This window comes from Lysinibacillus sp. NPDC093197, assembly GCF_044754025.1.
Taxonomy (GTDB): Bacteria; Bacillota; Bacilli; order Bacillales_A; family Planococcaceae; genus Lysinibacillus.
This window is the reverse complement of sequence record NZ_JBIVOH010000011.1, coordinates 60,162-73,819: the sequence shown is the minus strand read 5'-3', so window position 1 is coordinate 73,819 and position 13,658 is coordinate 60,162. Positions and strand designations below refer to the sequence as shown.

Below are 13,658 nucleotides of genomic sequence, written 5' to 3'. Positions count from 1 at the left end.
CAATGGAGTCTTTAATTCTAATATTAATTGGTGTGTTAGTTGCTGTAGCGACGTACCTAATCCTCTCAAAGCAATTATTACGTGTGATTCTTGGAACAGCAGTACTTTCACATGCTGCGCATTTACTTATTTTAACGATGGGGGGCCTGAAAAAAGGGGATGTGCCACTCATTGGTGAATCGCCAGGTCCATACGCAGATGCGCTTCCACAAGCATTAATTTTAACGGCTATCGTGATTAGCTTTGCAGTGACAGCATTTGTGCTAGTTCTCGGCTATCGTGCCTATAAAACTAATGGCACTGGGGAATTTGATGAATTGAGAGGTACGTCTGATGAGTAATATAATCGTTTTACCATTAATCGTGCCGGTTATTACGGCCATTTTGCTAGTGTTTTTAAGAGAACATGTTTTGTTACAACGCATTCTGAGCCTGTGTACGTTTGCCTTCGTTGTAATCATAAGTGTCGTACTTTTGTTAGAGGTCCATCAACAAGGTGTGATGCGTATTGATTTTAGTGGCTGGTTACCGCCATTCGGGATATTATTTGTTGCCGATTCTTTTGCGGTACTACTTGTTTTAGTAGCGAATATTGTCGCAGCAATTTGTTTATTATACGCTATCTTCACAATTGGCGAGCACTACGAAAAAATGTATTTTTATCCATTTGTGCTCTTAATGGTAGCGGGGGTAAATGGGTCGTTTCTAACAGGAGATATTTTTAATTTATTTGTATGCTTTGAAGTGATGCTACTTGCCTCTTATGCACTTATTAGCTTAGGTGGTGGGAAGATACAGCTACGAGAAGCGCTGAAGTATGTACTTATTAATATTGTTGCTTCATGGATCTTTTTAGTGGCATTAGCATTTTTATATGGAACTATCGGGACGTTAAATATGGCCCATATTTCCTTACGTGTTATGGAAGCTGGAGCTGACCCACTTATTACAACAGTAGGGCTTGTGTTCCTGATTGTTTTTAGCTTAAAAGCAGGTTTACTTCTATTCTTCTGGTTGCCAGGTTCATATAGTGCGCCACCAACAGCCATTGCTGCATTGTTTGCCGCTCTATTAACTAAAGTTGGCATTTATGCACTTGTTCGCACATTTACATTATTATTTACAACGAATACCGAGGTAACACATACAATCCTCAGTGTTATGGCAGGATTAACTATAATTGCTGGTTGCATGGGTGCACTTGCCGGAAGAGATGTAAGGACAATTGCGTCATACAATGTCCTAATTGGTGTAGGTTTTATTGTTGCTGGACTTGCTATCGGTACGGAATCTGCCCTGCAAGGTGTAACGTACTACTTAATGCATGATATGGTAGTAAAAGCTATGCTGTTTTTAGCGGTAGGGATGATGATTTACGTAACTGGTGAAACCATTATAGATAAAATGAGTGGACTTATTCGGAATTATCCCTTTTTCGGATGGCTATTCTTTATAATGATGTGTTCGCTCGCTGGAATTCCACCATTAAGTGGATTTTTAGGCAAAGTTTTAATTGGACAAGGGGCCATTGAAGGAGGGAATTTTGTGCTACTAGGATTAGGTTTCCTTTCTAGCTTAATAGTTCTCTACTCTCTACTACGTATTTTCCTTTCTTCCTTTTTTGGTGAAACCATTATTAGTATTGAGGATGAAAAACCACTACCGAAACGGGTAGTGTTACCATTGACTTTACTAACAGTTTGCACAATCGGTTTAGGCATTGGTGCTGAGTGGATGTCACCGTATGTTAAGGATGCGGCAGAAACGCTTCACACACCCTCTATTTATATTGACGCAGTGTTGAACGGCGAACAATGGCAAGGTGAGGTGAATAAGTAATGGCTATGCAATTTATATTAAATTTATTTATTGCCACGTTATGGTTATTGCTACAGGATGAAATCACACCCCAGTTTTCTACATTTTTAATGGGCTTTATCGTTGGTATTGGAATTTTGTATGCAATGCATCGTTTTTACGGTACTCAATTTTATTTGCGCCGTGTTTTCTCTATTATTAAACTACTATGGCTTTTTAACTGGGAGCTATTACTCTCGAGCTACAATGTGTTAAAACAAATAACAACACCTAAGTTGAATATTACACCGGGTATTTTTACGTATAAAACAGAACTTAATGGAGATTGGGAAATTACAGCGCTCGCAATATTGTTAACGCTGACACCTGGTTCAGTTGTGATGGAGGTTTCTGAGGATGGAGATTTGTTCTATATCCATGCTATGGATATTGAGCAATCAAAAGACGCCGTAGTTCGCTCCATAGGGAAATTTGAAAAAGCGATTATGGAGGTGACACGCTAATGGTAGAAAATGTTTTATTAATAGCACTTGCGTTATTTAGTGTGTCGATTGCGTTGTCGCTATATCGTGTCATAAAAGGCCCATCTATGCCTGATCGTGCGATAGCGCTTGATACGATAGGTATCAATCTACTTTCTGCAATAGCTATCGTATCCATCGTGTTAAAAACAAAGGCATATTTAGAAGCAATATTAATTTTAGGTATATTGGCGTTTATCGGTACAATTGCCTTTACAAAATATATTGAAAGAGGTGTGATTGTTGAACGTAAATCAAATGATTGAGTGGGCGGCAGTCATCCTAATACTTGTTGGTTCTATCGTTAGTGTTATTAGTGCATTTGGTATGATTCGCTTGCCTGATGTCTATACACGGTCACATGCAGCGACGAAAAGTTCAACATTGTCTGTATTAAGCTGCCTGTTAGGTGCATTTGTCTACTTTTGGATACACGACGGCTATGTGAGCGTTCGATTAATTTTAGGGATTCTCTTTGTATTTGTAACAGCACCAGTAGCTGGCCATTTAATATGTCGTGCTGCATATCGATCTCGTGTGCCTTTAGCAGAAGGATCGGGAGAAGATGAATTAAAAGCAAAGCTATTTATGGACAAAGACGAATAAATAGCGAAGCGTTTCGTGTTGCGACTGAGACATTATTTTAGGAACAGGGTAATTTTCTCAATTAATTATGGAGAAGAACTTAGCAATTCTTTCTTTTGGATAAATTATGAAGATGACAATAGTTGAAGATGATTGTGAAGTCGGTGACTCACGCGAAAAGCAACTGCTTAGAGGAAATCAACGACAAAGAGAAAAGTGTTAGATTGACAGCAAATCAATCTAACACTTTTTTTATGTTGTCCAGTCTCTTTTCCAATATGCATTCATTTAGACAGATGTCCTATGTTTTACAGGCATAAATGATGACAAGAATGAAAATAGTAAAGTAACACGTTCTAGAGTAATTCAAAAATAACAAAAAAATATAAAAACATTGATTTATTAGAAAATTCTGTGTAAAATATTTTGTTAAAAAATTTCGTGTATAGCTTGAAAATTATTTTAAAAGAGTATATCTTAATTAGCAGATAGATTTTTTATTCTGCTATATGAATAAATATCCAATCGACTATTTTCGAGACACAAATGTTTCATATACAATAAAAAACGAAAAAAAAGGAGAAATTAGAATATGAAGAACAAAATTTTCATGCTTATGCTCGTTCTAGTAATTGGTGTACTTGCAGCATGTGGAACTAAAGATGATAATGCAACAAATTCAAATACTGGTTCAGATTCAGCAGAGAAACAAGTACTAAAAGTAGGTACATCAGCAGACTACGCACCATTTGAATATGTTGACGCTGCTAAAGGTGAAGAAATTATTGGATTTGATATTGATTTAATTAAACTAGTCGGTGAAAAACTAGGTGTAGAAATGCAAGTTCAAGATATGGACTTTAACAGCTTAGTCCCTGCTTTACAAGCAGGTAAAGTAGACGTTGTTATTTCTGGGATGACACCAAATGAAGAGCGAGAAAAAGTCGTAGATTTCTCAGACAAATACAATCAAACAGAACAAGTTATCGTAGTTAAAAAAGATAGCGGTATTAAAAAAGAAGCGGACTTAGCTGGTAAAAAAGTCGGTGTACAAACTGCTTCAATTCAAGAAAATTTAGGTAAAGCTATTGCTGAAAAAGTAGATGTATCTATTGAAGGACGTACACGTATTCCTGAAATTGTCCAAGATATGATGTCAAAACGCTTGGACGGAGCAATCATGGAAGGTGGCGTAGCTAAAGGTTATCTAAAAACAAACGATAAATTAGCGGCGTTCCCAGTAGAAGTACAACCAGAAGATCATAAAGCAATCGCTGTTCAAAAAGGTAGCGATTTAAAAGATAAAATTAACAAAGCATTAAAAGAACTAGCTGATGAAGGAAAAATTCAACAGCTTGAAGAAAAATGGTTAGAAAAAGCTGAATAATTCAATTGAAATGCGATAGCTCTATCTAGGGCTATCGCTTGTCCATTTCACTAAAAGGAAAAGAGAAAGGAGGGGACGCTGTGAATTTAGATTTTACAGCAATCATTCCCTCTATTCCTTATATATTAAAAGGAATAGGTGTTACACTTCAAATTGCAATCGGTGCATCCATCATCGGTTTTATCGTTGGTATATTATTAGCATTATTTAAAATTGGGAAAGTGAAAATTTTACGATGGCTTGCGGATTTCTACACATCCATTTTCCGCGGTACACCACTTGTCCTACAATTATTAATTATTTACTACGCAGTCCCACAATTATTAGATATTCAAATTGAGCCAATTCCAACAGCAATCATTGCATTCGGGTTAAACTCAGGTGCTTATATTTCAGAAATTATCCGTGCCGGAATCAACGCCGTCGATAAAGGTCAAATGGAAGCAGCTCAAGCATTAGGTATACCGTATTCAAAAATGATGAAAGATATTATTATTCCACAAGCAGTAAAAAATATATTACCATCTTTAGTAAATGAATTTATTACTTTAAATAAAGAAACAGCTGTTGTAACGGTTATTAGTGCACTTGATATTATGCGCCGTGCCTATATTGTAGGTGGTTCAACGTATCGTTACCTTGAACCTTTACTATTTGCTGGGGTAATCTACTATATTATGACGCTTGTCTTGACGTTCCTTGGTAAACGAATCGAGAAAGGAATGAGAAAAAGTGATTAAAATTGAAGATTTACACAAATCATTTGGGCAAAATGAAGTACTAAAAGGTATTTCAACTGAAATAAAAGAAAAAGAAGTAATTGCTATTATCGGACCATCAGGCTCTGGTAAGTCTACATTCTTACGTTGCTTAAATTTATTAGAAGAGCCGACGAGTGGGAAGATTACAATCGCTGGAGATAACCTTACTGATAAAGGGACAAATATTATGAAGATACGTGAAGAAGTCGGCATGGTTTTTCAGCATTTTCACCTTTTCCCACATAAAACGGTTTTAGAAAACTTAACTTATGCACCCATCAATGTAAAGGGGATGGATAAGGCAACAGCCATTAAAAATGCTGAAGATTTGCTAACGAAAGTGGGTCTTTTTGAGAAGCGTAATGAGTATCCAAGTCGCCTTTCAGGTGGACAAAAGCAACGTGTAGCAATTGCTAGAGCACTTGCGATGGACCCAAAAGTGATACTGTTTGATGAGCCTACTTCTGCTCTTGACCCAGAAATGGTTAAAGAAGTGTTAGCAGTTATGAAAAACTTAGCAGATTCAGGGATGACGATGTTAATCGTAACGCATGAAATGGGCTTCGCGCGTGAAGTAGCAGATCGCATTCTATTCCTTGACGGTGGAAAACTTATAGAAGATGCACCGCCAGAAGAGTTTTTCTCTTCACCTTCTACACAACGCGCAAAAGACTTTTTAGAAAAAGTTTTATAATTTATGAAACGCATTTAGTCTCTTTTATATTAGAGGCTAAATGCGTTTTTGCTTTAAATGAAAGAAGAATCATCAAATTGATCTATAAATGCATCAAGCTTGAATAACTCCTCTATATGATAGGTTCCTAATGGATGCTCTTTTTCTAAAAGCTCAGTAGCGACTGCTGCGGCAATTTTCGCTGTAACTAATGATTCATCATTATCAACAAAGGATAATGCTATTGGTGGTGTGTGTTTTTCAATGGCTTCGACTTTTATCGCACATACAGACGAACCAATTTTAACTTTTTGGATAAGTGAGGTAAGGATGTGTTGTATTTTATTTATTTTTAACATGTTAGAAAGTCGGCTTTTTTGTAGAAAAGAGACAAACCGATTGAGCCATTCTACATCAAACCCCATCCTTGTTACAATCTGCGCCCGAGGAAAATGTTTGCTTAATGTATGCTGATCTGAAAAATTAAATTGATAGACGCTACGTTTGCCAATCTTATAGAAATGCACGAAGCGTTTATTTGTAAAATTAGTAATCTTCGTCCCAGTGTGATTTTTAACGGTGTATTGCTTATTTAATTGATCTAATATCCAATGAATTGCGCCATTACCATGTTTATCGCCTGCCCCAAGTAAAATTGAAATATGAAGTTTTGCAATCGAAGGCAGTTGTTGCGCAACATACATGGCCATTAAATTCGTTAAGCCAGGTGCCATTCCTACGCTCATTACAGCTGTCGATTGATGCTGAACGGCTACTGGGTGAAGGAGCTCAAGTTTTGTTAGAAAGGTATGACTTGCAGTAATATCAATGTACATAATTCCTTCTGACAAGCATAGCTCAGCAAACGCTGTATCCTGTTGCTCTAGACACATAATGACTAGCGCGATATTTTCAAGCTGCTTTGGCTGTACAGGCTTAGAGACATCAAGCTGCATCGGGCTAACAAGATGATTTTGTTGGACGCAAAACTGTTTAGCCTTTTGTGAATCTCTTCCAGCAATCCAAACTCGATTAGGATAACTTTGCATTAGTAATTTTGCGATTTTGCGACCAACCTCACCATAACCCCCGACGATTAATATATTTTTTGTTGTCATTTATTTACCTCTTCTTTAATGGCCACTAAAGCATCAACCATATGTGACTTAAAATATGGCATTACCTTTGAAAAGCCAACGTCATGTAGTAAGTCAGTTAGCATTTCAAGGCTAATTGGATAAGTAGATGTGCCAAAAGATTGCTCAAAACGAAGCCAATGTTCTTCAGATAAATTATTTTGCAGCATAGAGCTCCGCCAATACTTGAGCTGGAGTGGAAATGCTGCTGCTGACATGTCTGTATTAATGGATGAAATAAATAACACTCCATTATCCTTTAAGCTATCTGCCATTTTTTGTAGTAGTGCTTTCTTTTGTTCAAGTTCCTCAATAAAATGTAAAACTAAGTGACAGGATGCAACTGCAAACTGATGGTGCAGCACCAATGAACGTAAATCTTCTTCATACCACTCAATCTGAGGGGGAGGATCAACTTTCTCCATACGTTTTCGAGCCAACTGTAGCATGATTTCTGAAGTATCAACGGCTGTAAAATGGGAGAAAGGGAATGCCTTCCCGAGGGAAAATAGTTCCTGACCGCCACCAGCCCCTACTATTAACATGCTATCAATAGTAGGGTAACTATAAAGGATTTCAGTCATCATATCGTAAATAAGATCGTAACCAATAATTTTTTGTCGAATAGTATTTTGGTAGCTTGAGACAATTGGATTTTGCCAATCATGCTGTAGATTTTTCATTTTTTACCTCCGTGTTGTACAATATAATTAAGAATTATTCTCAATTATAAACACTTATGGAAAATGAACTATCCCATAATTCTGGGGGAGGAATTTCGTGCAAGATATTCAGTATTGGCGAAGGAAATCAGAAAGCTATTTAAAAAATAACGTGAATTCAGTTCAGTACCGACAAAAAATAGTAGAAGATTTACGTAAGTTTATTAATTTCGATGCATATTGTTGCACTATGACAGATACTCAAATGTATTTTTCAATAGGTGCTGTTACAGAGCAATCAATAGAAAATATTCATCAACAACTAATGTCTTTGGAATATGGCTCAGGAGATGTAAATAACTATCGTTATCTTGTAGAAAGTGGCCTATATATCGGTAGACTTAGTGATGTGGGTATCCAGTGTGTACGATATAAAGAGGTGTTAGAGCCTCATGGCTTTAGTGATGAAATTCGAGCTGCACTGATGTTTCAAGGGCAATGCTATGGATTTTTAACACTTTTTAAAAAGACAGAAAATGTACAGCCCTTTTTTCAAGATGCAGAGGTAGAACAAGTTAGAATTCTCATGCCTGTCATGGGGAAGGCTTTAAAAAGATTCCATCAAACGATTATCGAAGAGCGACTGCCAACAGAACGGGAGCAAAGTGGAATCATTATTTTGAATAAAGATTTGCATATTCTTTCTACAAATATGAAGGCATCTCAATTGTTAGTACTTTTAAGAAAAAATGAAGGATTACTTGATTGGCAATTGCCGAAGCCAATACAGGCAATTTGTGCGAACTTACTGGCAAACAGAAAGGACATTGAAAATTCCTTGTTAGTGCCAATTCATAACAAAGGTTATATAACAATCCAAGCATCCATTCTCATGACAGCTGATTTACAACAACAAATAGCGATAGTATTAAACGAAGCATCCCCTAAAGAAATGCTAACTTTTTTACTGACAGCTTATCAGCTTACACCTAGAGAAAAGGACGTTATAGTTGAAATAATGAAAGGTATGGCGACAAAAGATATTGCACATAATCTCGGAATTTCTAGTTATACTGTTCAGGATCATTTAAAGCTAATTTTTCAAAAGGTCGATGTGCGTGATCGTAATGAATTAATTTGGAAGCTATTTACTCGTTTTAATGAATAAATAAGCCCTATAAAAATCTGCAGATGTTCTTTTAAAAGAATATCTGCAGATTCTTTTTAATATGACAAAATAATAATAGGTAGAAAGGTTAAGAAAACTTAACTTAAATTTCGTAGAGGAAAATAGGGAATTTATAATATAATGAAAAACAGTAAGAGAGTCCTAAGAAAATACAATATTCGACACCGTTTTTTAGGTAGTAAGAGATAGCAATTAAATATAAATATGTATTTATTATTCGGAAAATTCTGATATTAGGAGGAGTAGCGATGGCATGGACTTTTTATTTAAATGTCACAAATGATACAGATCGAGATTTAGAGCTAGTAGAATCGCAATTACATTGGGGCTATTGGAATACAGATGGTGAAGAGGATAAAAAACCTCAAACTATTAAAGCAGGGCAAACAATTCAAGCTGTTGGCGCCAAATCAGCATTTGGACCAAATGGTTATGAATTTTCTTGCTCTTGGAAAGATAAAAATAGTGAAACGCAAGCACCGTACGGGGTAATAAGTCTTTATGTGAATGTTCCTTATAATGATCCTAATGAAGCTAGATGTCGAGCAAATGGATATTTTGAAGTAGCTGAGTGGAAAGACATTACACATGATGGCCATAGCTTTGTTCGAAATATCCGTATTTCTAACAAGCTAGATAAATTAAAACAAAATGAAATAAGAAACAATCTAGAAACAGATTGGGCCAAAATTAACGCATTAGTTGAAATCGAAGATGTGAGAGATATTGATTTAAATCAATATATTCCTAGTGGTGTTCATTTTGAAAAGATGTCGTTATTCAAAACACCTATCTTTACTATTTCAAAAAGATTATTTGATGGGGTCAATGATTTAACGTTTGATAGTCTTTATTTAAAGCAACGTGAAGTACAACAGTATTATTCCGTAGAAGTGACTAGTTTAAGAGCAGATGCGTCTAAAATCGAAACTGTTACGAAAAAGGGAAAAATTACAGTAAAAGATGAGTTTGGATTATCTACTACAAGTAAAGTGGTGGAAGAGAAAGTTAGTACCATTGAAACGGCCTTTAAATTTACAGAAAAGATTTCTGTATCTGATGAAAAAGTGGTAAAGGCAAGTGTGGCACAGGAACTACAGGCGGAATTAAAAGCGAAGTTTAATATATTAAATGCTGTTACAACAGAGCAACAGCAAACTGAGAAAAAATCGAAAGAAAGAGTTTTTGAAGCCCCGAGTGATAAAGATATGGACGTTGTACCTTGGATTTTTAGTAAAATGATTCTTCTTTATCGAACGGACAACAATAATGTAACAACGTTAATTGGTGCTTCTGAATGGGATTATGCCGTATTACATCGTACGCATCTATACGATGTAATGGATAATACGAGAAATAAAGTAACGACAGGAGGAGCGCACTAAAATGGCGACTTGGACATTTTCATTAATGATTACAAATGCAACAGACCGTGAGCTTGAAGTTTTTCAATCGCAGCTAGCGTGGGGTATCTGGAATACCGATGATATGGAAGACCAGAAGCCGGTAAATATTCCTCCAAACACAACATTACAGGCATTGGGAATAAAAGCATCCACAGGTCCCAATGGATATGAATGCTCTTGCTCATGGCGAGATATAGTCCCACAAGGCGGAAAATCATATGGCACAATCTCGATAGCGCTAGACGTTCCACAAAAGAGCAAAAATCGAGCTGAATGCTTAGCTGATCATCAATTGCACGTCGATAGTTGGGAAGACTTGCCTGACAAAGGACATAACTTTGTACGATCTATCATTGTAACGAATAAGAATGCCTAAAAGAAAGTGGAACATATTTGATGAAAATAAAGCTTAAATCTATCACAAAGGAAGATGAAACATTTCTCTACGAAATCTATGCCTCGACAAGAAATCAAGAAGTAAATTCATGGGGATGGTCAGCTGAACAAAGGGCCGATTTTTTAGCAATGCAATGGCGCGCACAACAAGTTTCGTATAATCAGGAATTTCCAAGGGCAAATCATTGGATTATTGTTGCGGGTGCTGAATGTGTTGGCAGGATTCTCACGGAAGAACTACCTGAATATCATCGTCTGATTGATATAGCTATATTGCCAAAATATCAGGGAAGATGTATTGGGACATATATTATTGTTCAACTGCAGAAAAAGGCAAAAGTACAAAAGAAAGCAGTTGTATTACACGTCCTTAAAACAAATGCTGCAAGATATCTCTATGAGAGACTAGGATTTCAAGTTATTCAGGAAAACGAGATTTATATAAAAATGCTATGGAAATAAAAGAGAAGGAGTGTGTTGGTATGTCAGATGCGTACCTAGGTGAAATTCGTATGTTTAGTGGTAAGTATGCTCCAAGGGATTGGGAGCTTTGTAATGGACAATTATTATCGGTTAATGAGTACCAGGCTCTTTTTTCGTTAATAGGAAATAAATATGGTGGCGATGGGGTAACAAATTTTGCGTTACCTGATTTACGTGGAAGAATCCCAATTCATAAAAGTCCAGAATATCCTATTGCTAGTAAAGGCGGAGAGGAGACAGTGACATTAATCGAGGCCGATTTACCAGCCCATACGCATATAATTACAGCAAATAATGTTAAAACGGAAACAACAGAAAGCACACCATCTAATACTGTATGGGGAGTAGCTGATTTAAAGAATTATCAAACAAGTATAGCGAGTGATGTTGTGCAGATGAATAGTAATTTAATGTCATCAGTTGGTGGCAATCAGCCACATGAAAATGTCATGCCTTCATTGGTTATTAATTTTATTATTGCAACACAAGGACTGTACCCATATTTTTCTTAAAAGGGAGGAAGTACATTGGCAGAACCATTTGTAGGAGAAGTACGACTTTTTAGTTTCGACAAAATACCTCAAAATTGGTTACCGTGTGATGGACGTCTATTGCCGGTGAATCAATACATAGCACTTTATTCTTTGATAGGAAATAAATACGGGGGAGATGGTAAAACAACTTTTGCACTACCCAATTTGCAAGGTAGAGTACCGTTACATAAAAGCGACGAAATTGCCTATGCATCAATGGGTGGTGAAGCAACACACGCATTAACGATAAATGAAATGCCAAATCATACGCATGAAGTTTATGCGGATGAGGGTGAAACAAATAAAGCAACACCAAAGAGTAACGTATGGGGAAAAGTGAATGGCAATAATATGTTTGCCAGTAATCCAAATACTGCAATGAGTGCAACAGCGATGACAGTCACTGGACAAAATCAGGCCCATAATAATATGCAGCCTTATCTAGTCGTATCGTTTTGTATTGCAACAATGGGGATTTTTCCACCACGGAGTTAGGGAGGAACGAAAATGGCAGAAGCCTATACAGGAGAGATTAAAATATTCGCTGGCAACTATGCACCAAGTGATTGGGCTTTTTGTGATGGAAGTACATTACTTGTTAATCAGCACCAAGTGTTATTTTCAATTATCGGTAATAGATTTGGTGGCGATGGCAAAACAGACTTTAAGTTGCCAGATTTAAGAGGTAAAGCGCCCATGCATTACGGAACGGGCACAGGACTTACAACAAGGGAATTTGCCACAGAAGTAGGTGAAGTAAGTGTGTTATTAAGTAGTGAGCAAATGCCTGCCCATAAGCATGAAATGCAAGGGAGCACAAAAACAACGGGTGGAGTTAGTAGTCCCGAAGGTGCCATTTGGAGCGCTCTAGGAGGATTGAATCCAAAGAAGTTATATAAAGAATATACACCAACTACAAAAGTAAATATTCATCAGCAAGCGATTGAAACAACTGGAGGAAATATGGCACACAATAACATGCAACCATATGTAGCATTAAACTTTATTATTTGTTTGTATGGTGAATACCCAGTAAATGAAGGGTGATATAGATGAGAAACTATAAACGGATAAATGTTGTACTTATGTTGGTTGCAATGTTGCTCACCATTGTACAACCATTTTTGGATATACAAGTTGCGAGGGCAGCAATTCCAACTATTGAACCTATAAATATTGTAACGGGGACTGTTTATCAAAGTACACCAAATAGCGTTAATATTTTAGAAGGACTTGCTGGAGCAGGTGGTTATGATTCAGGCGATCAGACAAACACGGCTTATCTTAAATTTTATTTACCATCTGGCACTGACTATTCGAATGCAAAGTTAAGCCTTACGCCAATTGATTCGGGAGTTACGGGTGATATTTCTAATTTGAGAGTTAATATAGGCAGCTCGGATAATTGGGTAGTTAATGGAGGTTTTGATCAACCTTTATCTATTTTACCGACTAAATTTATAGGGATTGAAAAAGATTTTTCTAAACCATCCTATATATTTAATCAATTCGATACCCCTATTTCTATACCCATCGGTGATTTACTTACTGAACAGAATATAAATGATATTGGTAGTGAAAATATTATTACATTAATTCTTTCGTCGCCAAATATGATAGATGACTATGCAGTTTTTGACAAAATTGAGTTAATTGATTTTAATACCACACCCACTGTAGAGGAGAAGCATAAAGTTAGCTTTGATGTAGATGGGGGGAGTCTAGTACCCGATCAATCCATCGCACATGGTGAAAAAGCAACAGTGCCACCAGCCCCAACAAAAGCAGGCTACACATTTGAAGGCTGGTATACAGATGATGAGCGAACAAATCAATATGATTTCACCAACAATGTCATTACAGCGAATACGACACTTTATGCGAAGTGGGAACCACTGAAGTATACTGTTAGTTTTGAAGTAAATGGTGGAAGTGTAGTACCAAGTCAATCCGTAGCACATGGTGAAAAAGCAACAGTGCCACCAGCCCCAACAAAAGCAGGCTACACATTCGAAGGCTGGTATACAGATGATGAGCGAACAAATCAATATGATTTTACCAGCAATGTCATTACAGCGAATACGACACTTTATGCGAAGTGGGAAGCA

General features: G+C 36.7%; 18 protein-coding genes. 16 read left to right on the top strand and 2 right to left on the bottom strand.

Annotation, left to right across the window (positions count from 1 at the left end):
- Positions 1-2 precede the first annotated feature (2 nt).
- The 8 genes from ACIP9G_RS21235 (at position 3) to ACIP9G_RS21200 (ending at position 5,766) form a co-directional block, all read left to right on the top strand.
- Positions 3-341, top strand: coding sequence for a Na(+)/H(+) antiporter subunit C (locus ACIP9G_RS21235; RefSeq protein WP_139860092.1), 339 nt, complete (start codon positions 3-5; stop codon positions 339-341).
- Positions 334-1,839, top strand: a complete 1,506-nt coding sequence (locus ACIP9G_RS21230) for a Na+/H+ antiporter subunit D (RefSeq protein ID WP_401022063.1) — start codon at positions 334-336, stop codon at positions 1,837-1,839. The genes ACIP9G_RS21235 and ACIP9G_RS21230 overlap by 8 nt, the downstream gene beginning before the upstream one ends.
- Complete coding sequence (locus tag ACIP9G_RS21225) at positions 1,839-2,321, top strand: Na+/H+ antiporter subunit E (RefSeq protein ID WP_340821373.1); 483 nt, start codon at positions 1,839-1,841, stop codon at positions 2,319-2,321. The genes ACIP9G_RS21230 and ACIP9G_RS21225 overlap by 1 nt, the downstream gene beginning before the upstream one ends.
- Positions 2,321-2,605, top strand: a complete 285-nt coding sequence (locus ACIP9G_RS21220; RefSeq protein WP_401022060.1) for a Na(+)/H(+) antiporter subunit F1 — start codon at positions 2,321-2,323, stop codon at positions 2,603-2,605. Before ACIP9G_RS21225 ends, ACIP9G_RS21220 begins: the two co-directional genes overlap by 1 nt.
- A complete protein-coding gene (locus ACIP9G_RS21215; protein WP_340821371.1) occupies positions 2,583-2,945 on the top strand; it encodes a Na+/H+ antiporter subunit G in 363 nt (120 codons plus the stop codon). Before ACIP9G_RS21220 ends, ACIP9G_RS21215 begins: the two co-directional genes overlap by 23 nt.
- A 571-nt stretch (positions 2,946-3,516) precedes the next feature.
- Entirely contained in the window at positions 3,517-4,311 is a 795-nt protein-coding gene (locus ACIP9G_RS21210; protein WP_340821370.1) for a transporter substrate-binding domain-containing protein, read from the top strand.
- Positions 4,312-4,391: 80 nt separating this feature from the next.
- Positions 4,392-5,051, top strand: coding sequence for an amino acid ABC transporter permease (locus ACIP9G_RS21205; protein ID WP_401022057.1), 660 nt, complete (start codon positions 4,392-4,394; stop codon positions 5,049-5,051).
- Positions 5,044-5,766, top strand: coding sequence for an amino acid ABC transporter ATP-binding protein (locus tag ACIP9G_RS21200; protein WP_401013928.1), 723 nt, complete (start codon positions 5,044-5,046; stop codon positions 5,764-5,766). The genes ACIP9G_RS21205 and ACIP9G_RS21200 overlap by 8 nt, the downstream gene beginning before the upstream one ends.
- 53 nt (positions 5,767-5,819) lie before the next feature.
- Here the strand turns inward: ACIP9G_RS21200 and ACIP9G_RS21195 are convergent, their stop codons facing one another.
- Positions 5,820-6,863 (bottom strand): saccharopine dehydrogenase family protein, encoded by a 1,044-nt coding sequence (locus tag ACIP9G_RS21195; protein WP_401022056.1) that lies wholly within the window; start codon positions 6,861-6,863, stop codon positions 5,820-5,822.
- On the bottom strand, positions 6,860-7,564 hold the full coding sequence (locus ACIP9G_RS21190; protein WP_401022054.1) for a class I SAM-dependent methyltransferase: 705 nt from the start codon (positions 7,562-7,564) through the stop codon (positions 6,860-6,862). Before ACIP9G_RS21190 ends, ACIP9G_RS21195 begins: the two co-directional genes overlap by 4 nt.
- Positions 7,565-7,661: 97 nt before the next feature.
- Here ACIP9G_RS21190 and ACIP9G_RS21185 point away from each other — a divergent pair, with 97 nt between their 5' ends.
- From ACIP9G_RS21185 to ACIP9G_RS21150, 8 genes are all read left to right on the top strand, one after another.
- Positions 7,662-8,711, top strand: coding sequence for a helix-turn-helix transcriptional regulator (locus ACIP9G_RS21185; RefSeq protein WP_401022052.1), 1,050 nt, complete (start codon positions 7,662-7,664; stop codon positions 8,709-8,711).
- 269 nt (positions 8,712-8,980) lie between these two features.
- Complete coding sequence (locus ACIP9G_RS21180) at positions 8,981-10,117, top strand: hypothetical protein (protein ID WP_401022050.1); 1,137 nt, start codon at positions 8,981-8,983, stop codon at positions 10,115-10,117.
- Position 10,118: 1 nt separating this feature from the next.
- Positions 10,119-10,514, top strand: a complete 396-nt coding sequence (locus tag ACIP9G_RS21175; protein ID WP_340821363.1) for a hypothetical protein — start codon at positions 10,119-10,121, stop codon at positions 10,512-10,514.
- Between the two features lie 20 nt (positions 10,515-10,534).
- A complete protein-coding gene (locus ACIP9G_RS21170) occupies positions 10,535-10,996 on the top strand; it encodes a GNAT family N-acetyltransferase (RefSeq protein WP_401022125.1) in 462 nt (153 codons plus the stop codon).
- Between the two features lie 20 nt (positions 10,997-11,016).
- Positions 11,017-11,529: a phage tail protein gene (locus ACIP9G_RS21165; RefSeq protein WP_401022047.1), complete on the top strand. Its 513-nt coding sequence runs from the start codon at positions 11,017-11,019 to the stop codon at positions 11,527-11,529.
- 15 nt (positions 11,530-11,544) lie between these two features.
- Positions 11,545-12,045, top strand: a complete 501-nt coding sequence (locus ACIP9G_RS21160; RefSeq protein ID WP_401022044.1) for a phage tail protein — start codon at positions 11,545-11,547, stop codon at positions 12,043-12,045.
- 12 nt (positions 12,046-12,057) lie between these two features.
- A complete protein-coding gene (locus ACIP9G_RS21155; RefSeq protein WP_401022042.1) occupies positions 12,058-12,597 on the top strand; it encodes a phage tail protein in 540 nt (179 codons plus the stop codon).
- A 5-nt stretch (positions 12,598-12,602) separates the two neighbouring features.
- Positions 12,603-13,658: InlB B-repeat-containing protein (locus ACIP9G_RS21150; protein ID WP_401022040.1), on the top strand; the 1,056-nt coding region annotated here is incomplete at its 3' end.

Excerpts from the sequence above, each read along its gene's own strand:
- ACIP9G_RS21235 (WP_139860092.1), top strand. The coding sequence starts at position 3 with ATGGAGTCTTTAATTCTAATATTAATTGGTGTGTTAGTTGCTGTAGCG.
- ACIP9G_RS21230 (WP_401022063.1), top strand. The coding sequence starts at position 334 with ATGAGTAATATAATCGTTTTACCATTAATCGTGCCGGTTATTACGGCC.
- ACIP9G_RS21225 (WP_340821373.1), top strand. The coding sequence starts at position 1,839 with ATGGCTATGCAATTTATATTAAATTTATTTATTGCCACGTTATGGTTA.
- ACIP9G_RS21220 (WP_401022060.1), top strand. The coding sequence starts at position 2,321 with ATGGTAGAAAATGTTTTATTAATAGCACTTGCGTTATTTAGTGTGTCG.
- ACIP9G_RS21210 (WP_340821370.1), top strand. The coding sequence starts at position 3,517 with ATGAAGAACAAAATTTTCATGCTTATGCTCGTTCTAGTAATTGGTGTA.
- ACIP9G_RS21195 (WP_401022056.1), bottom strand. The coding sequence starts at position 6,863 with ATGACAACAAAAAATATATTAATCGTCGGGGGTTATGGTGAGGTTGGT.
- ACIP9G_RS21190 (WP_401022054.1), bottom strand. The coding sequence starts at position 7,564 with ATGAAAAATCTACAGCATGATTGGCAAAATCCAATTGTCTCAAGCTAC.
- ACIP9G_RS21180 (WP_401022050.1), top strand. The coding sequence starts at position 8,981 with ATGGCATGGACTTTTTATTTAAATGTCACAAATGATACAGATCGAGAT.
- ACIP9G_RS21175 (WP_340821363.1), top strand. The coding sequence starts at position 10,119 with ATGGCGACTTGGACATTTTCATTAATGATTACAAATGCAACAGACCGT.
- ACIP9G_RS21170 (WP_401022125.1), top strand. The coding sequence starts at position 10,535 with ATGAAAATAAAGCTTAAATCTATCACAAAGGAAGATGAAACATTTCTC.
- ACIP9G_RS21165 (WP_401022047.1), top strand. The coding sequence starts at position 11,017 with ATGTCAGATGCGTACCTAGGTGAAATTCGTATGTTTAGTGGTAAGTAT.
- ACIP9G_RS21155 (WP_401022042.1), top strand. The coding sequence starts at position 12,058 with ATGGCAGAAGCCTATACAGGAGAGATTAAAATATTCGCTGGCAACTAT.